The sequence below is a fragment of the Thermodesulfovibrio sp. Kuro-1 genome, assembly GCF_006538445.1.
Taxonomy (GTDB): domain Bacteria; phylum Nitrospirota; class Thermodesulfovibrionia; order Thermodesulfovibrionales; family Thermodesulfovibrionaceae; genus Thermodesulfovibrio; species Thermodesulfovibrio yellowstonii.
In genome coordinates this window covers 49,223-72,557 of record NZ_BJKS01000003.1, presented here as the reverse complement: position 1 = coordinate 72,557, position 23,335 = coordinate 49,223, and the positions used below count along the sequence as shown (strand labels likewise).

Annotated in this window: 23 protein-coding genes and 1 tRNA gene; 8 read left to right on the top strand and 16 right to left on the bottom strand. The window is 31.3% G+C overall.

What is annotated here, in order from left to right; translation table 11 throughout:
* Nucleotides 1-75: 75 nt before the first annotated feature.
* From FLY87_RS04445 to FLY87_RS04430, 4 genes are read left to right on the top strand one after another with little or no spacing between them, the layout of a single operon-like run.
* The gene (locus FLY87_RS04445; RefSeq protein WP_012546441.1) at nucleotides 76-1,062 is read left to right on the top strand and encodes a DUF3108 domain-containing protein; all 987 of its coding nucleotides are present in this window, start codon (nucleotides 76-78) and stop codon (nucleotides 1,060-1,062) included.
* A gap of 2 nt (nucleotides 1,063-1,064) precedes the next feature.
* Complete coding sequence (gene uvrA, locus FLY87_RS04440; RefSeq protein WP_012546498.1) at nucleotides 1,065-3,566, top strand: excinuclease ABC subunit UvrA; 2,502 nt, start codon at nucleotides 1,065-1,067, stop codon at nucleotides 3,564-3,566.
* On the top strand, nucleotides 3,563-4,510 hold the full coding sequence (locus tag FLY87_RS04435) for an RluA family pseudouridine synthase (protein ID WP_012545382.1): 948 nt from the start codon (nucleotides 3,563-3,565) through the stop codon (nucleotides 4,508-4,510). Before uvrA ends, FLY87_RS04435 begins: the two co-directional genes overlap by 4 nt.
* The gene (locus tag FLY87_RS04430; RefSeq protein WP_028842761.1) at nucleotides 4,497-4,859 is read left to right on the top strand and encodes a YkgJ family cysteine cluster protein; all 363 of its coding nucleotides are present in this window, start codon (nucleotides 4,497-4,499) and stop codon (nucleotides 4,857-4,859) included. The genes FLY87_RS04435 and FLY87_RS04430 overlap by 14 nt, the downstream gene beginning before the upstream one ends.
* Here FLY87_RS04430 and FLY87_RS04425 read toward each other — a convergent pair.
* The 10 genes from FLY87_RS04425 to rpsU form a co-directional block, all read right to left on the bottom strand.
* The gene (locus FLY87_RS04425; protein ID WP_012546263.1) at nucleotides 4,852-5,643 is read right to left on the bottom strand and encodes an inositol monophosphatase family protein; all 792 of its coding nucleotides are present in this window, start codon (nucleotides 5,641-5,643) and stop codon (nucleotides 4,852-4,854) included. The two genes, FLY87_RS04430 and FLY87_RS04425, sit on opposite strands and share 8 nt — an antisense overlap.
* Nucleotides 5,640-6,161 (bottom strand): nitroreductase family protein, encoded by a 522-nt coding sequence (locus FLY87_RS04420; RefSeq protein ID WP_012545049.1) that lies wholly within the window; start codon nucleotides 6,159-6,161, stop codon nucleotides 5,640-5,642. The genes FLY87_RS04425 and FLY87_RS04420 overlap by 4 nt, the downstream gene beginning before the upstream one ends.
* Complete coding sequence (locus FLY87_RS04415) at nucleotides 6,154-7,068, bottom strand: ATP-binding protein (protein WP_051345888.1); 915 nt, start codon at nucleotides 7,066-7,068, stop codon at nucleotides 6,154-6,156. The genes FLY87_RS04420 and FLY87_RS04415 overlap by 8 nt, the downstream gene beginning before the upstream one ends.
* Nucleotides 7,050-7,448 carry a ribonuclease HI family protein gene (locus FLY87_RS04410; RefSeq protein ID WP_012546858.1) on the bottom strand — a complete coding sequence of 133 codons (399 nt, stop codon included), beginning with the start codon at nucleotides 7,446-7,448 and terminating at the stop codon, nucleotides 7,050-7,052. The genes FLY87_RS04415 and FLY87_RS04410 overlap by 19 nt, the downstream gene beginning before the upstream one ends.
* Complete coding sequence (locus FLY87_RS04405; protein WP_012545753.1) at nucleotides 7,449-8,186, bottom strand: zinc ribbon domain-containing protein; 738 nt, start codon at nucleotides 8,184-8,186, stop codon at nucleotides 7,449-7,451.
* Nucleotides 8,187-8,209: 23 nt separating this feature from the next.
* A tRNA-Ile gene (locus FLY87_RS04400) sits at nucleotides 8,210-8,283 on the bottom strand.
* A 48-nt stretch (nucleotides 8,284-8,331) separates the two neighbouring features.
* Nucleotides 8,332-9,615: an RNA polymerase sigma factor RpoD/SigA gene (locus FLY87_RS04395; protein ID WP_012545571.1), complete on the bottom strand. Its 1,284-nt coding sequence runs from the start codon at nucleotides 9,613-9,615 to the stop codon at nucleotides 8,332-8,334.
* Nucleotides 9,608-11,308 (bottom strand): DNA primase, encoded by a 1,701-nt coding sequence (gene dnaG / locus FLY87_RS04390; RefSeq protein WP_051345889.1) that lies wholly within the window; start codon nucleotides 11,306-11,308, stop codon nucleotides 9,608-9,610. Before dnaG ends, FLY87_RS04395 begins: the two co-directional genes overlap by 8 nt.
* 9 nt (nucleotides 11,309-11,317) lie before the next feature.
* The gene (locus tag FLY87_RS04385) at nucleotides 11,318-12,274 is read right to left on the bottom strand and encodes an NGG1p interacting factor 3 protein, NIF3 (protein WP_028842764.1); all 957 of its coding nucleotides are present in this window, start codon (nucleotides 12,272-12,274) and stop codon (nucleotides 11,318-11,320) included.
* Nucleotides 12,275-12,349: 75 nt separating this feature from the next.
* Nucleotides 12,350-12,547: a 30S ribosomal protein S21 gene (gene rpsU / locus FLY87_RS04380; RefSeq protein ID WP_012546110.1), complete on the bottom strand. Its 198-nt coding sequence runs from the start codon at nucleotides 12,545-12,547 to the stop codon at nucleotides 12,350-12,352.
* A gap of 105 nt (nucleotides 12,548-12,652) precedes the next feature.
* On the opposite strand from rpsU, the gene FLY87_RS04375 reads away from it, so the two are divergent.
* Nucleotides 12,653-13,855, top strand: coding sequence for a putative DNA modification/repair radical SAM protein (locus FLY87_RS04375; RefSeq protein WP_141266372.1), 1,203 nt, complete (start codon nucleotides 12,653-12,655; stop codon nucleotides 13,853-13,855).
* Between the two features lie 23 nt (nucleotides 13,856-13,878).
* Here FLY87_RS04375 and FLY87_RS04370 read toward each other — a convergent pair whose 3' ends face one another.
* Nucleotides 13,879-14,910, bottom strand: a complete 1,032-nt coding sequence (locus FLY87_RS04370; protein ID WP_141266371.1) for a zinc-dependent dehydrogenase — start codon at nucleotides 14,908-14,910, stop codon at nucleotides 13,879-13,881.
* Nucleotides 14,911-16,893: a methyl-accepting chemotaxis protein gene (locus FLY87_RS04365; protein WP_141266370.1), complete on the bottom strand. Its 1,983-nt coding sequence runs from the start codon at nucleotides 16,891-16,893 to the stop codon at nucleotides 14,911-14,913. It lies immediately after the preceding gene.
* 62 nt (nucleotides 16,894-16,955) lie between these two features.
* Here FLY87_RS04365 and FLY87_RS04360 point away from each other — a divergent pair, with 62 nt between their 5' ends.
* The gene (locus FLY87_RS04360; RefSeq protein WP_012546757.1) at nucleotides 16,956-17,399 is read left to right on the top strand and encodes a cupin domain-containing protein; all 444 of its coding nucleotides are present in this window, start codon (nucleotides 16,956-16,958) and stop codon (nucleotides 17,397-17,399) included.
* Here the strand turns inward: FLY87_RS04360 and secA are convergent.
* Nucleotides 17,396-20,038 (bottom strand): preprotein translocase subunit SecA, encoded by a 2,643-nt coding sequence (gene secA / locus FLY87_RS04355; protein WP_141266369.1) that lies wholly within the window; start codon nucleotides 20,036-20,038, stop codon nucleotides 17,396-17,398. The two genes, FLY87_RS04360 and secA, sit on opposite strands and share 4 nt — an antisense overlap.
* A gap of 67 nt (nucleotides 20,039-20,105) precedes the next feature.
* Between secA and FLY87_RS04350 the strand changes: the two genes are divergently transcribed.
* Nucleotides 20,106-21,152: an Sfum_1244 family protein gene (locus FLY87_RS04350; RefSeq protein WP_028842769.1), complete on the top strand. Its 1,047-nt coding sequence runs from the start codon at nucleotides 20,106-20,108 to the stop codon at nucleotides 21,150-21,152.
* A complete protein-coding gene (hypD, locus tag FLY87_RS04345) occupies nucleotides 21,149-22,207 on the top strand; it encodes a hydrogenase formation protein HypD (protein ID WP_012545661.1) in 1,059 nt (352 codons plus the stop codon). Before FLY87_RS04350 ends, hypD begins: the two co-directional genes overlap by 4 nt.
* Here hypD and FLY87_RS04340 read toward each other — a convergent pair.
* The 3 genes from FLY87_RS04340 to FLY87_RS04330 form a co-directional block, all read right to left on the bottom strand.
* Complete coding sequence (locus FLY87_RS04340; protein ID WP_012546540.1) at nucleotides 22,204-22,626, bottom strand: OsmC family protein; 423 nt, start codon at nucleotides 22,624-22,626, stop codon at nucleotides 22,204-22,206. The genes hypD and FLY87_RS04340 overlap by 4 nt on opposite strands.
* 203 nt (nucleotides 22,627-22,829) lie before the next feature.
* Entirely contained in the window at nucleotides 22,830-23,039 is a 210-nt protein-coding gene (locus tag FLY87_RS04335) for a DUF2283 domain-containing protein (RefSeq protein ID WP_012546452.1), read from the bottom strand.
* Entirely contained in the window at nucleotides 23,026-23,289 is a 264-nt protein-coding gene (locus tag FLY87_RS04330; protein ID WP_012545476.1) for a DUF4258 domain-containing protein, read from the bottom strand. The genes FLY87_RS04335 and FLY87_RS04330 overlap by 14 nt, the downstream gene beginning before the upstream one ends.
* Nucleotides 23,290-23,335 lie beyond the last annotated feature (46 nt).

Genomic DNA, 23,335 nt, shown 5'->3' with positions numbered 1-23,335 from the left:
ACATAGCCTCCTTTATAATCTTTTCATTCTATATATGTTTTAATCTATTGGTCAACTAAGTGTTATACTATTTTTATGAAACCCAAATGGATTATAGCAGGAATATTAATTTCAATAATTGTTCATATAAGTATAATGATGGCTCTTGGTAAAATTCAGTTGAATCTATCTTTTACAGATTTTATAGATACATATATCTTTGAAAGCAAAAAAGAAAGCGAGAAGCATAAAATTATTCCCAATACAGAACAATTAAAAAACTTAGATAAAAAAGAAAATAATAATGAAAAAGTTTCTGAAAATGTTAAACCTGAAAATTTTACAAAAAATACAGAAGAATCTTCTCAGACCGAATTTAGTCAAGAAAATGAAAAAATACAATCTGAAATAAAAAATAATCCTTTTAATCGGTTTATTAATGAGTCAATGAAATTTGATATATACTGGATGGGAATTTATGTCGGTTCAGCAATTGTTTCTGTTAAGGGAGATTCAAGTGAGGTTACGATAACTTCTATGGTTAAATCAGCGAGCTTTATTTCAAATTTTTACTATGTAAATGACCATGCGGAAAGTAAAATAGAATATGGTAAACCGAAACACTTTAAATTAGTTCAAGTAGAAGGTAAATATAGAGGCAATAAAGAAACCATATTTGATTATAATCAGAAGGAAATAATCTTTATTAATCACCTTAAAAATAATACAACATATCACAAGGGAATAGATAAAGTATTCATGGATGTTCTTTCAGGATTTTTTTATCTTAGAACATTACCAATAAGCCTGAAAGAACCTGTATCAGTAGATATTTTTGATAGTAATAAGTTTACGACTGTCCAGGTTCAACCAATTAAAGAAGAAAAGATAGAATTATCAAATAAAAAAGAAATTGATGCAATTGTTATAAAACCTTTGCTTGATACAGAAGGACTTTTCAAAAGAAAAGGAGACATTATTATCTGGCTCAGCAAAGATGACAGTAAAATTCCACTAAAAATTGAGACAAAAGTTCCTGTTGGAAGAGTGACTGCTGAGTTAAAAGAATACAAAAAAGAATAACTATGCAGCAAAACATTGTAATAAAAAAAGCAAGACAACACAATCTTAAAAATATTGATTTAATACTTCCAAGAAATAAGATTATTGTCATTACAGGACCTTCTGGCTCTGGAAAATCATCTCTTGCTATGGATACGATTTTTGCAGAAGCCCATAGAAGATACCTTCAAAGTCTTCCAATAGAATTAAGAACAATTTTTGATCAGTTACAAAAACCAGATGTTGACTTTATTGAGGGACTTTCACCAGGAATCTCTGTTGACCAAAAAACAATATCAAAAAGTCCTCGTTCAACAGTGGGAACAATTACCGAAATTTACGATTATTTGAGACTTCTTTACGCTAAAATTGGAATACCTTACTGTCCAAGATGCGGCAGAAGACTTATTTCTCAGGATATAAATAAAATGCTTGATTTTATATTAAGTTTGACTGAAGGAACTAAAATTCAGATTCTTGCACCTGTGGTTATTGAAAAAAAAGGAGAACATAAGGAAATTTTTGATAGAGCAAAAGCTGAAGGATTTATAAGGGCAAGAATTGATGGAAATATTGTTGAACTTACACAGGAATTTTCTCTAAAAAAACATGTAAGGCATACGATTGAACTCATTGTTGATAGAATTATTGTTAAAGAAAAATACAAAAATCAAATAAAAAGAGCATTAGAACTTGCAATGAAATATACACAGACAGTTGTTGTAAATATTGTTAATGAAAATAGAGATATTATTTTTAGCAGTGTGCTTGCCTGTCCCAATTGTGGAATAAGTTTACCGGACATTGACCCACGACTTTTCTCTTTTAATAGCAAATACGGTGCTTGCCCGAGATGTAAAGGATTGGGTTATGAAAATATTGAAGAAGAGGAGGAAATAGATGTTTTAAGTTTAATTCCTTGTAAACTTTGCGAAGGCACAAGACTCAGGGAAGAAAGTCTTGCAATAAAAATTAATGGAAAAAACATAGCAGAGCTATCAACCTTTTCAATTGATGAATTAAAAAATTTTTTATATGGATTAAAATTTTCTTCTTATAACGCTCCAATCGCGGAAAGAATACTAAAAGAAATTTTTATAAAAATTGATTTTCTCCAAAAAATTGGAGTTGGGTATTTAAGCTTAAATAGGCCTTCATTTAGTCTTTCAGGTGGGGAGGCCCAAAGAATAAGACTTGCAACCCAGCTCGGATCACATTTAAGTGGAGTTCTTTATGTTCTTGATGAGCCAAGCATAGGACTTCATCCAAGAGATTGCTTAAAACTCATAGAAAGCATGAAAGAACTTTCAATAAGAGGAAATACTCTTATTGTTGTTGAGCATGATGAAAGTACAATAATGAATGCTGATTTAGTAGTTGAACTTGGTCCAGGAGGAGGAAGAGATGGAGGATATCTAACTGGAGTATACCCTCCTGATAAGCTCTTAAAAAGTAGAAATTCAATTACTGCTCAGTATTTAACAGGTTCAAGCAAGATTTCAATACCCGAAGAAAGAAGAAAATCTCAGAAATTTATAAAAATTATCGGAGCACAAGCCTACAATCTTAAAAATATAAATGTTGAAATTCCTCTTGGAGTATTTGTATGTGTTACAGGTGTTGCAGGTTCTGGTAAAAGCACATTAATATTTGAAATTTTATATAAGGCTTTAGTAAAAAAACTTTATAATGCAAATGTTTATCCTGGTAACTATAAAGCAATTGAGGGGATTGAACAGATAGACAAAGTTGTATGCGTTGATCAATCTCCAATTGGAAGAACATCTCGTTCAACACCTGCTACATATACTCAAGTTATGACTGAAATTAGAGAACTTTTTTCACTTCTTCCAGACGCAAGAGTTCGTGGATATTCAAAATCTCGCTTTAGCTTCAATCTTCTGGGTGGAAGATGTGAGTCCTGTCAAGGTGATGGAATAAAAAAAATAAAGATGCATCTGCTACCAGATGTTTATGTTGTTTGTGACAACTGTAAAGGAAAAAGATACAATGAAGAAACACTTCAAATTAAGTATAAAGGGAAAAATATAAGTGAAGTGCTTCAAATGACAGTAAGTGAAGCTCTTGAATTTTTCTCTGCTGTACCAAAGCTTAATCAAAAACTCCAAATAATGGAAGATATAGGACTTGGATATATAACACTTGGACAGCCAGCAACAACACTTTCAGGAGGAGAAGCCCAAAGAGTTAAGCTTGCTAAAGAACTGAGTAAAAAGCCAACAGGAAAGACTCTTTACATACTTGATGAACCTACAACTGGACTACACATGGTTGATATAGAAAGACTGCTTAATATACTTCAAAGGCTTGTTGATATGGGAAACACTGTTATAGTTATTGAACATGACCTTGAAATAATAAAATGTGCAGATTATATAATAGACCTCGGACCTGAGGGTGGTTCATCAGGAGGCTATCTAATAGCAAAAGGAACTCCTGAAGAGGTGGCTTTGAATCCAAATTCATATACTGGAAAATTTTTAAAAGAAAAATTAGGGTTATGAGCATTTTGTTACAGACTGAAAAAGCTGATGAAGGTAAAAGACTTGATATTTTTATTTCTGACAAATTAAATATAAGTAGAGCAAAAGCTCAAGAAGCAATTGAAAAGAAGTTTGTAAAAGTTAATAATTATGTTAAAACAAAGAGTTATAAGATAAAATTTAATGATTTAATTGAAGTTTCAGATGAATTTTCTCTGAAATTAGAAAACTCTGAAAAACTAATTCCACAAAATATACCAATTCAAGTTATTTATAAAGATGATTACTTAATTGTCTTATCAAAACCTGCTGGAATGGTTGTTTATCCTTGCGCAGGGCATCCTGATGGAACACTTATGAACGCATTAGCTTATCATGTAAAGAAGCTTGCAAATGTTGGTGCTCCTTTTAGACCTGGAATTGTTCATAGACTTGATAAGGATACATCAGGCGTAATGGTTGTTGCATTGGATGATGAAACTTATTATAAATTAGTGGAAGCCTTTAAAAAAAGAGAAATAAAAAAAGAATATCTTGCTCTTGTATATGGACAACTAAGAGGTTCAGGTAAAATAACAACTCCAGTAGGAAGAGCAATTTATGATAGAAAAAAAATGTCTATAAAATCAAAAAAAGCTAAAGAAGCAATAACTGAGTGGGAAGTGATAAAAAATTTTAAAAACTATACTTTTTTGAAAGTAAAAATTCTTACAGGTAGAACTCATCAGATAAGAGTTCACTTTTCATCAATCGGACATCCTGTTATAGGAGATAAAACTTATGGAAGAAAAACATATATTGAAATAGGAAATAAAAAAATACCTGTGTCAAGACAGATGCTTCATGCTCATAAAATTGAACTAATACATCCAATAACTGAAAAACTTCTTCAGTTTGAGGCTTCCTTGCCTGATGACATTCAATATATTTTAAACATTTTGGAGGACAGATATGAGTCTGAATGATAAATTACTGAATGAAATTCTTGGGACAGTTGAACAAAATTTTATATGTCTTAGATGCGCTGAGTGTTGTTATCAATGGGCTGTACCTCTTCTTGATGGAAAAAAGAAAGCAGAAAATCAAGAATGTCCATATTTGGTTAACATATCAAAAAATGGAAATCAATGGACAGAAGCATTTTGCAAAATTTATGAAAGCCGTCCTGATGTGTGCCGGAATTTCAAAATAAGCTTTGCTACAATCTGCCCTATTGGATTATGGAAATGGCTCAAAATAAAAGAAAAAAATCCAGATATTGATATTCCTGAAAGAGTTAGAAAAGTTTTAGAATTTATTAAAAATTTTACTTAAAATCTAAAACTTTTTTTATTTTTTCAACCAAAAATAAATGAATTTCTCTATTACCAGCAATTATATGCCCTGTTTTTAAATAATCATTTTCTCCTTTAAAATCTGAAACCACTCCACCAGCTTCTTTTATTAAGATTACACCTGCTGCAATATCCCAAGGACTCAGTGCAAATTCAAAAAATCCATCAACTCTTCCGCATGCAACATAGGCAAGGTCAATTGCCGCAGCACCAGCTCTTCTAAGATCGCTGACCGAGTAAAGTAGTTCGCGAAATATTTTTATATAGGTATCAATGTATTGTTTATGTCTGAAAGGAAACCCTGTGGCAATAAGACTCAGAGCAGGCTCTTTCATTGATGATACTTTAATTTTTTGTTCATTTAAAAATGCACCACTGCCTTTTTCAGCATAAAAAGTCTCATTTTTTATCGGGTCATGAACAACTCCTAAAACAAGTTCTCCTTTATACATTAGAGCAATAGATATTGCAAAGACAGGAAATCCATGAATAAAATTTGTTGTTCCATCAAGAGGATCAACTATCCATAGGTATTCTGCTTTTTTATAGTCATTTGATGATTCTTCAGACATTATCTGATGTGTTGGAAACTGTTTTTTTATGCACTCAACTATTATTTTTTCTGATTGAACATCAACTTTTGTGACATAGTCTGAAATGCTCTTTTGTGTTATTTCTTCCTTTGAAATTGTGCCAATTCTATTTTTAATAACACTTTCTGCTTGCTTTGCAGCTTCTATAGCAACTAAAAGAAAATTTTTCATTCAATAAACTCTATAGCCTCATGAATTGAAACTCTTGGAGGAACTGAAGGTACATAACCTGGATAACCAACAGGCATAATTACGACAGGTCTTAAATGTTTTGGTAATTCTAAAATTTTTGAAACTTCTTCTTCTCTGAAAGCTCCTACCCATACAGTACCAAGACCATTTTCATGTGCTACAAGCATAGCATTTGTAATACTACAGGCAACATCTTGAATTGCATAAAGATTTACACCTCTTTCTCCATATCTTGGATAGATTTTTTCTTTGTCTATGCATCCAACAATAACAAGAGGAGCATCTGCAATGAACATCTGACTTAATGCTGCCTGAGCGAGCTTAATTTTCATTTCTTTATTCTTTACAAAATAGAACTTCCTTGCCTGAAGATTACCAGCAGAAGGTGCCCATATTAAGGCTTCAATGAGCTTTTTGACTAAATCTTCGGAGATATCTTTTTTAAGAAAAGATCTGACGCTTCTTCTCTCTTTTACTGCCTTTAAAACTTCATCCATGTTTATATTGTAACAACTTTTCTTTAAGTCTGCAAATGCTACACAGTTCAGAAATTGTCATATATCCACAATTTTTACATGACTGAAGAGATATATTGTTTATATTCTCTGGATAGAATCTTTTTGCTCTTTTTAAATAGCCTTTATAAAATCCTATAATTGAACCTGGAAAGTCATAATTTATTTCATAAACAACTTTTTTAAATAATTCATAAACTTCTGATTTATATGGACATGGTTCGTCAATATATTTTATAGATAAAGTTTCACAAAAAAATCTGGTTTCTTCTTCTGTAATAAGGCAAAGGGGTTTAACTTTTCTACTAAAACCTTCTTTTTCATGCAAAACAGGATAGATTCTTGCAAGAAGTTCATCGTTCCAAAAAATCATGTTTTTCAAAATAAAAGCGACTTCGTCATTAAGAGTATGACCTGTTACAATTGTTTGACCTGAGGATTCCCTGTTTAAAATATATCTTCTGAGCATTCCGCATACTGCACAAATAGGCCTTTTTGATATTTTTGATAGTTCTTTAAGTGGTAACTGAATTTCTTCCTGTAATTTTATAGTTTTTAATGGAATATCTTCTTTTTCACAGAATTCTTGAACAAACTCTTTTGATTTTTTTGAAACTTCTCCTATTCCAACATCTATGTGCAATGCCTTTATATTATATTCCATATCTTTTAGTGCTTTAAGAATGCTCATACTATCTTTTCCACCTGAAACAGCAATTAAAATACTATCTTTTTTACTAAACATTTTGAATTTTTCTATTGTTTCTTGAACTCTTTTTTTAAAAAAAGCAGGAAAACATTCTAAGCAGACTTTTAAATTATAGTGTTTTAAAACAAGTCCTTTCTTTAAAAATCCGCAGAAATTACATCTTATTTTTTTGATTTCCATGAAGCTTCTTTAGCGAGTTTGTCTGCTATAAAATTATTTTCTCTATAGATATGAAATATCTGATATTTTTTAAAGTTACTCAGAAGTTTTTTAGCTTTTTCATAAAGTGGAACCAAATTTTTGTTTCTAACTTTATAAATTCCATTTATTTGATGGACAAGAAGTTCGCTATCTGAAAAAATCTCTATTTCCTGTGCCTTTTGTCTTAATGCTTCTTCCAGTCCTTTAATTAATGCTGTGTATTCTGCTACATTATTGGTAGTTTTACCAATATATTCTGAGATTTCTACTTTTTTGTTATCAAAAATAATTACACACCCGATACCAGCATCTCCAGGATTTCCTCGCGAGGCACCGTCGCAGTAAATCTTTGCTTTCATTTAAGACTGAACCTGAGCTTCCTCTAATTTTTCTTCAGGTTTGTAGTAAAGAAATCGTCCACATTGAGGACAGTGATAAATGGATTGATTTATTTTTATTTCTACATAAAGCTGGGGAGGTATATGAAGAAAACAACCTTGACAGATGAAGTTTTTTACCTCAACAACTGCCAGTCCTTTATGTTTTTTCATCAATTCTCTATATTCTTCATAAAATTCTGGGGGCAATTCATTTATTAATTTTTTTCTATCTTCTTTAAGGGCTTCAATTTTTTGATTAATAATATTTCTTTCTTTTTCCAATTCTTTTTTCTGTTCATCTATCTCTTTTTTCTTTAATTCAAGATTTGATTTAACTTCATTAAGATTTTTCTGGGTTTCATCAAGATTATAAAGAATTAAAAGAAGGTTTTCCTCTTCTTTTTTTAAATTTTCCTCAATCAATTCAATTTCTTTTAATAGTGCTTGGTATTCTTTATTTGTTTTTATTTGTGATGTTTTTTCTTTTAGTTTCTTTATTTTTTCATTTATATCCTCTATTTCTCTTTCCTTTTCTTTTTTATTTTTTTCTAAATTTATAATTTTTTTCTTTTCATTTTCAAACTGTTTATCAATTTCTTGTATTTTTTCTTCAAGTTTTTTAATTTCCAGAGGAATTATTTCAAGTTTTTGTTTTAAAGAAATGATAAGAGAATCAATTTTTTGTAACTTTATAAGAGTGTTTAATTCCTCACTCACGTTGCATTTCTCCTTATAAAATATGGGCCCACCAGGATTCGAACCTGGGACCAACCGGTTATGAGCCGGTAGCTCTGGCCAGCTGAGCTATGGGCCCTTTAAATACTTGCTACAAAATTACTATAACCTTACAAAGGCAGATTAGTCAAGATTCTCTAATAAACTCCCGCAACCATTTGAGCCTGCATAACCGTTTTAATTTTCTCATTGCTCTTAATTCAATCTGTCTTATACGTTCCCTTGATACTGAGAATTCCTTACCAACTTCATCAAGACTTTTTGGTTTTTCTTCATTTATTCCGTATCTTCTCATCAATATTTCTTTTTCTCTTTTACTCAATAAAGAAAAAACTTTTTCAATTAAATGTTTTAGATCATCATGTAATGCTTCTTCATAGGGATTCGGAGAATTCATATCTTCTATAAACTCTTTTAGCAAAGAATCATCATCTCTGAGTGACATGTCTATTGATACAGGTTCTTTACTTATTGCAAGAAAATCTGCAATTTTATCGCTCGGTATATTTAAATTTAATGAGATTTCTTCAATATCGGGTTCATTTTCAGAATTTTGATATAACTCACGATATATTTTATTTATTTTGCATATGTTATCTATGACATGCACAGGAATTCTAATTGTTTTTGAATGTTCTGCAATTGCTCTATTGATTGATTGTCTTATCCACCATGTTGAGTATGTGCTGAATTTAAATCCTTTTTTATATTCAAATTTTTCAACTGCTTTCATAAGTCCTATATTCCCTTCCTGAATTAAATCCTCAAGATTTAATCCTCTTCCTGTATACTTTTTAGCAATGCTTACAACAAGTTTAAGATTTGATTCTATCATCTTATTTTTAGCCTCAGTAAATTCATTGAATATCTTTTTTATAGTCATAAAATGATCAAGAAATTCTTCATTTGTCATCCCTGTAATAGGCTGTAAATTCTCACCTTTTATAATTTCTCTTCTGAATTTATCAAGTTCTTCTACAAACATATTTGTTAACTCATCTCTTAAGGGAATATCAAAAATTTTTTTCAAAAATTCTTTTGTAGTTTTTTTCCTTCTCATAATTTTTTTTATGTTTTCTGAAACTTTAATAAATCTTTCCTTAATTTGTTCAATATCAATCTCTTCTTCATCATCCAGCATTTCTTTAGCTTTTTCAGGATTTTTTGAAAAGACATTACTTAATTCATAAATTTTTTTCTGAACAAAAGGTATATGAAGCAGTTCTTTTATGAGCTCCATTTTTTTATCAGTTATAGTTTTGGCAAGATTTTTTTCTTCCTGTTTTGACAAAACCGGAAATGAACTAATACACTTAAAATAAAGGTTTAAAGAATCATAGGTTGGTGAAGTTTTATTCACTATTTGATCTTTTTCTGCAAGTTCCTCTGAAAAATTCTTACTTTTATCCATTGTGATTTTTTATAATATTTTTTTTCATTCTAATTAGTTCCTGAAGAGTTTTTTCATCTCCTGATTTTGCAATTTTTTTGATTTTTTTATCAATAGATTTAATAGCAAGACTTTTAAGACAATCATTCATATTTTGCATTATTAACTCTTCATCAATTTCAGAAGTCATAATCAATTTTGAAATAAATGTCTTTTCTTCTTCATCAATTATATTTAAAAGTTTATTCAATGAAAATTGACCATATTTTTGTAACTCTTCTATTTTAGAAAAAATATTCCTTATTATCGTCACTTCAAAATCTTCAATATTAATTTTTTGCAATATATAATTGATTTTTTCAGGATAAGATAATGCTATACGAAGAAGAATTTCTTCTTCTTTAGAGACTAAATAATTTTTAATATTAATTTTTTCTTTTTTAAAGTTTTTATTATGAACAATTTGCTTAAGTTCATCTCTGAGGGTCTTTTCATTAATGCCCGTTTTTTCTGAAAGTTCTTTTAAAAGCTCATCCCTATAAATTAGGTCTTTGAGATAGCTTAAACTATTAAGAAAACTATGAATTCCTTCATTTAATTTATTTTTTGGATAGGTTTTTATAATTAAATCAATAGGAGACAGAGCTTTTGAAATATAATTTTTGAATGCTTTATCTCCATATTTTTGTAAAAAACTGGCTGGGTCTTCTTTTTCAGGTAATAAAACTATCTTGGCTATAAAACCACCATAAAAAAGTGGTAATAATGATCTTTGTGCGGCATGAATTCCGGCTTCGTCTCCATCAAATATTAATAATATTTTATTGGTGAATTTTTTTAAATTATTCAAAATTCTTTTTGTTTTTTCTAACTGTTCTTGGGTAAGAGCAGTTCCCAAAGGAGCAACTACATTTTTAAATCCATATTGATGACAGAGGATTACATCCATATATCCTTCCACTACAATTACATATCCTTTTTCTCTAATGTGTTGTTTTGAATGCCATAATCCAAAAAGATTTTCTCCTTTTTTAAATATCGGCGTATCTGGAGAATTAATATACTTTGGGAGTTCAGATGATGAATCTATCAGTCTTCCTCCGAATCCTATAACTCTACCTGTTAAATCATGAATTGGGATAATAATTCTGTTTCTGAAAAAATCATAAGAGTTGCTAACCAGTCTGGATGAGTTAATTAAGATATCATCAAAATTTTTCTCTTTTAAAAAATTATATAAAGAATTTTTTTCTGCAGGAGCATATCCAATTTGAAAAATTTCTATAGTTTTTTGATTAATTCCTCTTTTTATAAGATATTGCTTGGCGTTTTCAGAATTGTTCAACTGTTTCATATAATAACGTGTAGCACTCTCGTATATTGCATAAAGCCTTTCTTTGGAAATATGAGATACACTTTTTTTTACAGATTCAAATTCTAAACCTGTTTTTTGGGCAAGAATTGAGATAGCTTCAAGAAAGCTTACTTTTTCATATTCCATCACAAAAGTGACAATATCGCCGCCTTTTCCGCATCCGAAACAATGGAAAATTTGTTTTGAAGGGTTTACAAAAAATGAAGGAGTTTTTTCTGAATGAAAAGGACAAAGAGACTTATAATTTTGACCTGTTTTTTTTAAATCTATGTATTCAGAAATAAGTTCTACTATATCTAATCTGTGTTTTATCTCTTCTAAAACTTTCTGATAATCCATTCCAAAGGCTTAATGCCTTTTAATACGTTTAAATCCAGAACATTCTAAAATTTTGATATCTTCCCCTTCAGTTATTTTATCAAGAAGTAAATTTAGTCCAACAGTGTCACTGGCTATATGTCCAGCAATAACTACATTTATATGATTTTTTTCTGCTTCTTTACGATGGTCTTCACTTAAATGCATAGCAACTACTGTATTTATACCACTTAAAGCCATGCTCTGGAAGATATCTTTTGAGCCCTCTGTTCCACCTGTCATATCTACAAATATTTTTCCTGCTTTTCTTTCTTTACTTCCAATGAGAATTTTAGGTCCTGCATTATTTTTTTCTGCATCTCTGTATTCAGGAATCTCTAAAAGTAATTCTATAACATCGTCCAATGTATAAGGTTTCTTTTCATCAAAAAGTTTTTGTAAATATGTAGCAACCATATTATCTGCTGGTGTATGCAGACACATAAAAGGTATATTGAGTAATCTTGCTGCATCCACAGCTCTTGTATGATTAACAGGCATTAATCTTCTTTCTACTTCCTTTATTCTACCTTCCATTAGGCTTTCAGCTATATTTATTGGGACACCAAATCTTCCAAGAATATCTGCCTGCATATACATTACAGAAAAAAGTCGTGCATAAGCTCCGCCTTCGGGATGATGTGAGAGAACTAAATCTACCTGAGTGCCATTTTTTCTTAAAGAATCCGCTAAAACCAATTCCCCTACTTCCATATCTATTCCAGCAATTATTGTCTTTATCTCTTCATCACCTGTACCAAAGAGAATTCTTGAATCGCTATAAGGATTTTCAAGAGATTCTGTATCAAAAAATTCTTTTTTCTTATCAGGAATTCCCTCATAATCCTTTTTTCTTTTTTCAAGTTCTTTTAAAACTACTTCTTTACCTCTTGGATCATTTTCAATTCCTGTTTGAATGGCTTTTTTATATAGCTCTATCAGTTTCATGAATCCTCCTGGTTATCAAATAAAATTGAGGAGATTCTGCTTTCACAGAATCTCCCGCATATTAGTAGACAGAAATTACCTTGATAACATTTTCATTTTTTTTGCTAATTTTTTTCTGGCAGCAAGAACTTTTTTCTTTCTTTTAACACTTGGCTTTTCATAATGTTCTCTTTTTTTAATTTCAGAAAGTATTCCTTCTCTTTCGCACTGCTTTTTAAACATTTTCAGCGCTGCCTCAAATGAATCCATATCCCTAACATTTACAGAGGGCATCCAGTTTCTCCCCTCCTCTCTTTTTAGAATTTTAATAAATACTTTACCAGCAAAAGATTATTTTAGTCAATAAAAAACCTAAAAAATGTTAATATATAAATTGAAATGATTGTAAAAAAAACCCCTGATATCTACGAAAGACTATCCCTTCTTGCAAATGGTGCAAAATTTGATGTTTCTTGTTCACCATCATTTGATAGAAAAAATTTTTCAAAAAAAGAAAGTTTTTCTAAATTTGGAATACATAACACATGGACATCTGATGGAAGATGTGTCGCTCTTCTTAAAGTATTACTTACAAATTTTTGTGTAAATGATTGTGCTTATTGCATAAATAGAAAAAGAAACGATATTCCAAGAACAGTTCTAAAACCTGAAGAATTTGCAAAAATTGCTTATGAATTTTATAAGAAAAAACAGATTGAAGGAGTTTTTTTAAGTTCTGGAATAATTGGTAATCCCAATAAAACAATGGAAATGATGGTAGATACGGTTAAAATTTTAAGAACAAAATATCAATTTAAGGGTTATATTCATTTAAAAATTATTCCAGATTCTGATGAAACAGCCATCACTGAAGCAATCACATTAGCAGATAGAGTAAGCATAAATTTAGAATTACCAACTGAAAAATCTCTTTCATTAATTGCTCCAGAAAAAAGATTGCTTTCTATTGTTAATGCAATTGAAAAGATTAATAAAATTATTGAAAGTAAGCCAAAAGGTGCAAAAAGTCAGACAACTCAATTAATTGTTGGAGCCACCCCGGATACAGATTATCAAATTCTTAAACTATCTGAAAATCTTTATAGAAATAACAGTAGACTTAAAAGAGTTTACTACTCAGCATATATTCCAGTAAATGATGATCCGAGACTTCCTCAGATTTCAAAGCCGCCACTTCTTAAAGAACATAGACTCTATCAAGCTGACTGGCTCATAAGATATTATGGATTTCATACAGAAGAAATAGTTTCAGATGAAAAGCCTTATTTAGATGAAAAAATAGACCCCAAACTTGATTGGGCGTTAAAAAATATTAATTTATTTCCTGTTGAAATTCAAAAAGCTTCTTTTGAAACACTTCTTAGAGTTCCAGGAATAGGACCTACTTCTGCAAAAAGGATTTTAAAAGAAAGAAAAAATACAATGTTAACACTTGATGGATTGATTAATCTTGGAGTTGTAATAAAAAGAGCAAAGCATTTTATAACAATTAATGGTAAATATTACGGAAATAAAAATATAATTCAAAATTACAGGCAAAACTATTTAAAAGACATTCAGCAATACAGTTTAGCAATCTAATTAACAGACAAAAATTCAATTAATTAAAATAATATCATGCATTTTAGGGAATCTTTGGCAAGTGCTGTAATATCATATGCTTTTTTAGTTTCGTTAAGCTTGAATCTGTGAGTAATAAGCAAATTAGAACGCACTATACCAGTTTCTATAAAATTTAATGCTCTTTTCATATCATCAGAGCCACATGAATAACTTGTGGTAATAGTTATATCATTAAAGTAAATATCATTTACAGAGAAACTTAATTTTTCTTCAGGTGGTGTTGGAGTAAATATTAAAAGCGTACCACCCCGTGAAACAAGTTTCAAAGAATCCGTAATTAAATTTACATTTCCTGGACCAACAATTACTTCTTGAGCCATTAGTCCATCTGTTATTTTTTTTATTTCTTCATAAATATTTTTCTGTGAAACATCAATTACATAATCAGCACCAGCTTGTAAAGCTTTTTTAAGCCTAAAACTTACCATATCTGCCCCAATAACTCTCTCAGCACCAAATTCTTTAGCAAGCATTATATGTATTTGACCCATTACGCCAAGTCCGATTACAACTATAGTATCACCTTTTTTTATGTTTGCTCTTTTTAAAGACTTAACAACACATGCAACTGGTTCAACAAGTGCTCCTTCTTCAAAGGATACTGAATCAGGAAGCCTTAAAGTGTCATTTTTTAAATTAACTTCTGGAACAACTATGTATTCAGCGAGTCCTCCAGGAATAATCTTTGATTTTTTCCATGTTTCGCACTGAACAAAGTCACCTCTTTTGCAGAAAAAACAGCTCATACATGGCGCATGATGATGAACCGCCACTCTGTCTCCTTCTTTCAAAGATATTTCTGATTTAATTTTATCTCCAATTTTTATAATCTCTCCTGAAATCTCATGTCCTAAAACTAAAGGTGCTTTCTTTTCAATATACCAAGGCATTACATCACCAGAGCATATTCCGCATGCTTTTACCCTTACCAGAGCCTCTTTTGGTGAAGGTTCTGGTAAGGGTATTTCTTCTATTCTTATATCTCCAAACTTATAAAGTTTTGCTACTCGCAATTATATTTTCACACCTTTTATTGAATCTGTAAGTTTCCGTATCACATCATTGAGATTCTCAACTTCCTGAACTACCATTTCTGTTGTTCCTTTAACTTCCTGTGCAAGTGCACTTGAACGTTCTGCATAACGCGCTACCTCTTCACTGGCTGAGGATTGTTCTTCAGTTGCCGTTGCAATCTGTGTAATAGAGTCTTTAACTTTTTGGGAAAAATCAGCAATTTTGTTGAGAGATTTTTTCACTTCATTTAAAGACTTTAAAGCCTCTGCAACTTCCTTTGCAGTAATATCCATGCTTTTAAGGGATTCACGGGATTCGTTCTGAACAGCTGTAATTTTTTCTGTTATTTCATCTGTTGCTTTGATTGTTCTTTCAGCAAGTTTTCTTACCTCATCAGCAACAACTGCAAAGCCCCTACCCTGCTCGCCTGCTCTTGCTGCTTCAATTGCTGCATTTAAGGCGAGAAGATTTGTCTGGTCTGCTATGTCTTTAATAACTGTTACGATATCACCAATCTCTTCAACTCTGCTATTTAAAGCATCCATTGTCTTTTTTAACTGTACTGTTGATTTATTTGCAGATTGAACTGTTTTCATGGCACTATCAGAAAGGGCAACACCCTCATTTGAAACATTTCTTGACTCATTTGCAAGGTCAGAAGCACTGGCTGCATTTTTAGCAATATCAGTAATTGTCTGACTCATCTCCTCAGCAGCGGTAGCAATCTGATGTGCCTGAGCTGTCTGCTCATCTGTCTTAGTCTTTACATTATCAATGTTTTGCTCTAAGGATCCTATAACACTATTGACCATTGTAGCTGAACTTTTTATTTCTTTAACCAATGCCTGAGTAAATTCTTCAACTTTAATTATGCTTCTTGCAATAAGTCCTATCTCGTCTTTTCTGTTTCTGTAGCCTTTTCCAAAACCTATTTTACTAAAGTCTCCTCTTGCTACATCCTCAAGCTTATATGCCATATCAGGTAATGGTTTTAAAGACCTCTGCGTGACAAATAATATAAGTAAGGATACTAAAATAGCACCAAGAATATTTACTATCCACATTACATTTCTTATAGTTGCGACTTCGCTTGCTATTTCATCCACATATGTCCCTGAACCAATTAACCAGTTCCATGCAGGATAATGAGTATAAGCAACAACTTTTTCCTTTGCAAATATTTCATTTGGATTTTTCCATGGGTAATAAATTAAACCTTCTTTCTTTTGTACCATTTCTTTTATAAACTCTTTTCCCTTGGCATCTTTGCTATCAAGAATATTCTTTCCTTCTAAAGCAGGATGAACAATTAGTGTACCTTTATTTTTTTCAGATGTATCAAGAACATACATATATCCTGTTTTACCAACTTTGATAGAGCGAATAAAATCTTTTAGATGCTTCATTGTCTTTGATATATCAAATCCTATAAAATATACACCCACTACATTACCTGAAGAATCTTTAACAGGAACATACTTGGTCATGTAATCTTTACCAAAAAGAGTTGCTTTCCCAACATAAGTTTCACCTTTAAGAAGCAAAGGATAAGCAGGATGATTTCTATCAAGTGTTGTTCCTACCGCTCTTGTTCCATCTTCTTTTTTAAGAGATGTAGCAATTCTTAAAAAGTCATCTCCTTTTTTCTCAAAAATTGTTGCTACTGAACCACCTGTCAATGAAGTGAATTTATCACATACATCATTATTAGGTTTAATGCCTGGAGCCATGCTTTGGAAAATCTTCATAAATTTTTCTGCTGAATCCTTTGCAGTCTCATCAAAACAACTAATCTGCTCTTTGATAAGTCCTACTTCTCTCTTCAGTGATTCAATATTATAATACTCAATTTTGGATTTTGTTTGAAGATAAATAACCAATGCCACAATAGAATAAACAATAAGGATTGAGATAACAGCAAGAATAAAGACTTTTTTACTCAACGAGAAAGAATTAAAAAAATTCACCAGCTTTTCAAACATAATCCCCTCCTTTTTATTTTAGAATTTTTATTATTTTCAATTTTGGATTATAATTATATAACATGGAAAAGATAAAAAAGCAAAACAATTTTTGTGATATTCAAAATAAAAAAAATTTATCAAAAAATAAAATTATACGATTTAAAAACAATCAATGGAATACGATAAAAAGCATTCCTTATAAAGATAAATCTGGAAACTGGGCTTTAATTGAAAGATTTCCCCTTATAGCAAGCAATGCAATTAAGTTTGAGGTGAGATATTTTGAAATAGCTCAAGGAGGATGCTCTTCTTTGGAGTATCATAAGCATGCTCATGTTGTTATATGCCTTAAGGGTAAGGGTAAGATTAGATTAGGAAATAAATATAAAGTTTTAAAATATCTTGATATAGCCTATATTGCACCAAATGAAATTCATCAACTTTTAAATCCCTATAAAGAACCTTTTGGATTTTTATGTATTGTTGATAAAGAAAGAGATAAACCAGTGGAAATTAAAGATTAACTATTTTTACCGCAGCATTTTTTATATTTTTTCCCGCTTCCACAAGGACATGGGTCATTGCGTCCAATTTTTTTAGGTTTTTCTACAGGACGGCGTGCACCATCTCCGTCACTTCTCTGAATTTTTTGAGCCCTTGCTACTTTGACCTGAGATTCCTCTTTTATCTGAATCTTAAACAGCCTTGTAAGGATGTCTGATATAATATTTCTTGACATTTCCTCAAAAAGTTCAAATGCCTCTTTTTTATATTCTACAAGAGGATCCCTTTGAGCATATCCTCTTAAACCTATTCCTTCTTTTATATGGTCTATTCCTAAGAGATGGTCCTTCCATTTTGTATCTATTACATGAAGGAAAATCATCTTTTCCACATCACGCATAAGTTCTTGTCCAATTTTTTGCTCTTTCTTTTCATAAGCTTCTCTAAGTTTTTCAAGTAAATATTCCTTTATCTCATCCTTTGATTTGTTGCTTAAATCAACTTCTATATCAAATCTTGCACTTAGCTGTTCTTTTAATTTTTCAACTCCTTCACTTTCTTGAGCTAAATAAAAATCAACCATTTCATCAATTTCTATCTCAAGAAGTTCAAAAACTTTATCTTTTAAAGAATCACTTTCTAATACTTCTTTACGAAAAGAATAAATCTCCTTCCTTTGACTATTCATTACATCATCATATTTAAGTAAATGTTTTCTTATATCAAAGTTGTGAGCCTCAACTCTTTTTTGAGCGTTCTCAATGGCTTTTGAAACCATTTTATTTTCAATGGGAGTATCATCTTCAATCTTTAAAAAATGCATAAGACTCTGAAGTCTTTCTCCTCCAAAAAGCCTTAATAGTTCATCTTCAAGAGAAAGATAAAACCTTGATGACCCAGGGTCACCCTGTCTACCTGCCCTACCCCTTAGCTGATTGTCAATTCTACGGGATTCATGTCTTTCTGTTCCAATAATATGCAATCCTCCAAGGGATACAACTTTGTCATGTTCTTCTTTACAGATTTCTTTCGCTTTTTCTAAAGCTTTTTTGTATTCCTCTTCTGTATAGTCCTTTCCCGCAAGCATTTCTCTTGCAAGAAATTCCGGGTTTCCACCAAGAAGTATATCTGTTCCTCTACCTGCCATGTTTGTAGCAATTGTCACAGCGCCAATTCTTCCTGCCTGACCTACTATTTCGGCTTCTTTATCATGGTATTTGGCATTGAGAACATTATGAGGAACTCCTTTTTTCTTGAGCATTTTACTTATTAATTCAGATTTCTCAATTGACGTTGTTCCAACAAGTACAGGTCTCCCAACTTTATAACATTCTTCAATCTCTTTTACAACAGCCTCATATTTTGCTTTTTCTGTTTTATATACTGCATCTGGATAATCCTCTCTTATCATTGGTTTATGCGTTGGAATAACAACAACTTCAAGATTATATATCTCTGCAAACTCTGATGCTTCAGTATCAGCAGTTCCTGTCATTCCTGCAAGTTTTTTATACATTCTGAAATAATTCTGAAATGTTATTGTTGCAAGGGTTTGATTCTCTGCTTCTATTTTTAAGCCTTCTTTTGCTTCTATTGCCTGATGCAGTCCATCAGACCAGCGTCTTCCCTCTAAAAGTCTTCCTGTGAATTCATCAACTATGACGATCTTTCCATCCTTAACAACGTAATCAACCTCTTTTTTAAAGAAATAGTGAGCTCTAATTGCCTGATTTATATGATGAACAACCTGTATATTTGAAGGATTATATAAATTATCTATTCCGAGAAGTTTTTCAGCCTTTTGAGAGCCTTGCTCAGTCAATACAACTGTTTTAAGTTTTTCGTCAATCTTGAAGTCATTTTCAGGCTTTAAATATTTAATAATTCTGTTTACAGCATAATAAATATCTGTTGATTCTTCTGATGGACCTGAGATAATAAGGGGTGTCCTTGCTTCATCTATAAGAATGCTGTCAACCTCATCAACAATTGCATAATTAAGTTCTCTCTGACATAGTTCACCTATGCTGTATCGCATATTATCTCTGAGATAGTCAAATCCAAATTCATTATTCGTTCCATAAGTTATATCTGCAAGATAAGCTTCTTTTTTACTGCAAGGACGAAGTCTATCAAAACGTCTATCAGGTAATCTGTAATTAGGATCATAAAGAAATGAAGCATCCGGCTGAATTACACCAACACTTAATCCAAGAAAATTGTATATTGCTCCCATCCATTGAACATCTCTTCTGGCAAGATAATCATTTACAGTTACAATATGTACACCCTTGCCTTCTAAGGCATTTAAATAGGCAGCAAGAGTTGCAACGAGGGTTTTACCTTCACCTGTTTTCATCTCAGCAATTTTGCCTTCATGCAAAACCAGTCCACCAACAAGTTGAACATCAAAATGTCGCATTCCAAGAGTTCTCTTTGCAACTTCACGAACAACTGCAAAAGCTTCTTTTAAAATGTCATCAAGGCTTTCACCTTTGGCAAGTCTTTCTCTGAATTCATCTGTTTTTTGCTTTAGTTTTTCATCTGAAAGAGAGGATATCTGACTCTCCAATCTGTTTATGTCTTCAACAATTGTAAAGTACCTCTTAAGCTCCCTCTCATTTTTTGTGCCAAAAATTTTCTCTAAAATTTTAACCATATTTGTATGTTAAACCACAGTAACCTATTTGTTCAAGAAAAACCTGCTAATATGATATGATAAAACTATGTTAAATCCTGAATTTTTTAATACTGTTAAATATAATTGTGATGTTTCAGATGCTAATTATTGGGGATACTTTTCAATCTGTACGTTACTTTTGCGTCTTAGAGAACTCTTTAAAATTGAAAGAGAGCTTGAACCATGGGAAAATATAAAAAATGAGGAAATATTCCCCTGGATTGAAAAAAAAGAAAAAAGATGGAAAGAGCTTGAGAATGCTAAATTAATCCCAATTAAAATTAATGGCAATTTTTACTCTCCCTTTGATATTGATGATATAAATAGTATTACTGTAAAAAATGGTTTTGTTTATGGCGCAGGATATGCTTTATTTATGAAACCGAGCTTTTTTATTGGTTCAATACATAGATTTGAAAAGATTGATGGTTATAATGTCTATTTTATTGATAAGGAAGTTGTAAGAGATATCTTCTCATCACCCGGAATGAGTATTGGGGAAAATATTTTTATAAGATTAACTGATATAAAATACAGGTTATGGGAAAATTTACAGAGTTGGGTTAGTAAAAAAGGAGCGATATACGAAATTATTTTATCAGAATTTGGTAATCCCAATGAATGGAAATATCCCTTTGAAAAGTTTAAAAATATTGTTGATAAATATTCTAAAATCGTGCTTTATCATGAGATTGCAGAACAAAAAGAAAATACTCTTCAGTGGAATGAAATTATAAAATATTGTGACACCTCTAAAACCGAACATATTCTGAGAGGAATTAAAGATTTTGTTGCTGATTTATCTGAAAATGGACCTGTTCATAGAGCATTTATTGAAAAGGATAGAAAGCTTCTTGGATTATATATTCTGTCACAGGGAGTATATCAGAAAAAAATTTTGAAAATTACTATGCATCAAATTGAAAAAGCATTGATATTAAATGATTGGCAAAAGATAGAAGAAATAAGAGTCAATGAATTTAATAAATGGAAAAACAATCTTGAAAAGATATTAAATACTTTTAATATATACGGATTTAAAGAAGTTAAAAATTTAACAGATAAAATATTTGAAGAGGGAGGAATGAATTGAAAGAGTTTATAGGAGTCATTGAAAAACTTTCAAAAAAAATCCAAAGACAGATAAATTTAATGGAAGTATGTGGGACTCATACTGTCTCAATTTTTAGGCATGGCATTAGAAGCCTGATACCTTCAAATATAAAACTACTAAGTGGACCAGGATGTCCTGTATGCGTAACTCCGATTGAAGATGTTGATAGAATGCTCTATATATCAAAACAACCTGATGTTATTCTTACAACTTTTGGAGATATGATGAGAGTCCCTGGAAGTAATGGTTCTCTGTATAAAGCCAAAGCTGAAGGAGCTGATATAAGAATGGTTTATTCCCCTCTTGATGCTTTAAAAATAGCTGAAAACAATAAAAATAAAAGAATTGTTTTTTTTGCTGTAGGATTTGAAACTACTTCTCCACTTATTGCTGGTACTCTTTTTGAGGCAGACAGGAAAAACATTGAAAATTTCTATATTTATTCTGTGCATAAGTTAGTTCCTCCAGCATTAGAAGTCCTTGTAAATACAGAGGAGCTTAAACTTGATGGTTTTATTCTTCCAGGGCATGTAAGCACAATAATCGGTAGCAAAGTTTATGAGTTCATTCCTTTACAGTATAAAAAAGCATGCGTAATTACAGGATTTGATGCTGACGATATTCTTCATGCAATCGCAATGCTATTAAAACAAATCTCGGATAATGAACCAAAGGTTGAGATACAATACAAGGATGCGGTGAAACCAGATGGAAATCCTAAAGCAATTGAATTTATAAACAGATACTTTGAACCTGCTGACAGTAACTGGCGTGGCATTGGAATAATCCCAAAAAGCGGGCTTAAGCTAAAAGAAAAATATGCTTATAGAGATGCTCAAAAAATATTCAGTATTTCAGGGATTAAAGTAAGAGAACCACAGGGATGTAAATGTGGGCTTGTTTTAAGAGGTGTTAAACTACCAACCGAATGCCCCTTATTTGCGAAAATATGCACTCCGGAAAATCCTGTTGGCGCCTGTATGGTAAGTTCTGAAGGAAGCTGCGCAGCCTATTACAAATACGGACGCAGTTAATCCACCTCAACTATCTTGTATGAATGAATAATTTTTGCTGAATGTTCAAGCGTTGCCTTAACAGAACAGTATTTTTCCATTGAAAGCTGAATAGCCCTTTTTACTGCCTCTTCTGATAAATTTTTCCCCTTCACAATAAACTCTATTTCTATTTCTGTAAATCTTTTTGGATATTCATCAGGCTGCTTGCCATTTACATTTATCTCTATGCCTCTTACATCCTGCTTTTTCTTTGCAAGAATTGAAGCAATATCCATACCACTGCAACCACCCAAACCCACAAGCAAAAGCTCCATTGGACGCATTCCAGAGTTTTCACCACCATAATCAGGACTTCCATCCATAACAATTGCATGACCTGTTCCAGACTGTCCCACAAACTGTAAACCACCAGTCCATTTTACCTTTGCCTTAAGCATGAAAACCTCCTTTTTGGTTATGAGACTTCCTCAAAAACTTGTAACCTATTGAAATTCAATAAATTACAAGCCCTAAAATTTTTCAATTACCTCTATATGTCATTCCAAGCCGAAGGCGAGGAATCTGACCGTTATTAATTGAGCAGCATCAGTGATCTTTTCATTTTGTATATACCACAACAAATTCTTAATGGTCTATTTTCTTATGGAATAGCTATTACTTTTTCTTTTACAACGCTTGAAAGAGAATTCAGAATAAAATCTTTTGCATCAAGTATTTCCAAAAGAACTGGTTCTCCATCTTTTGAAAAATGAATAATTATTTGTCCTTCTTCTTCTGCATAGTCTATAGGTTTATCAGAAAGTTCTATCAAAAGAGCGTCAACATCTTTACTGTACCTAATCTTTCTCATACCTTAACCTCCTTCCCGGATAAACTGTTACTACATAAATCTTTTCTGAACTGGATTCATAAACAACTCTGAGAACATGGATTTCATCAATAACCTTCTGAGCTATTAGTCTTTCCTTATATCCTAATTCTATTTTATCAGGAGTTTTGATAATTTCTTCAATTTTTTCTTTAGTTATCTCAATCCCATGAGATTTCAGTATATCTATTTTTAATAATGAATGTTTGCTAAATTCAATTTCAAGTGGCATAAATTATTAATTAATATTTAAAGTTTTTTTGTCCCTTTAATTATCA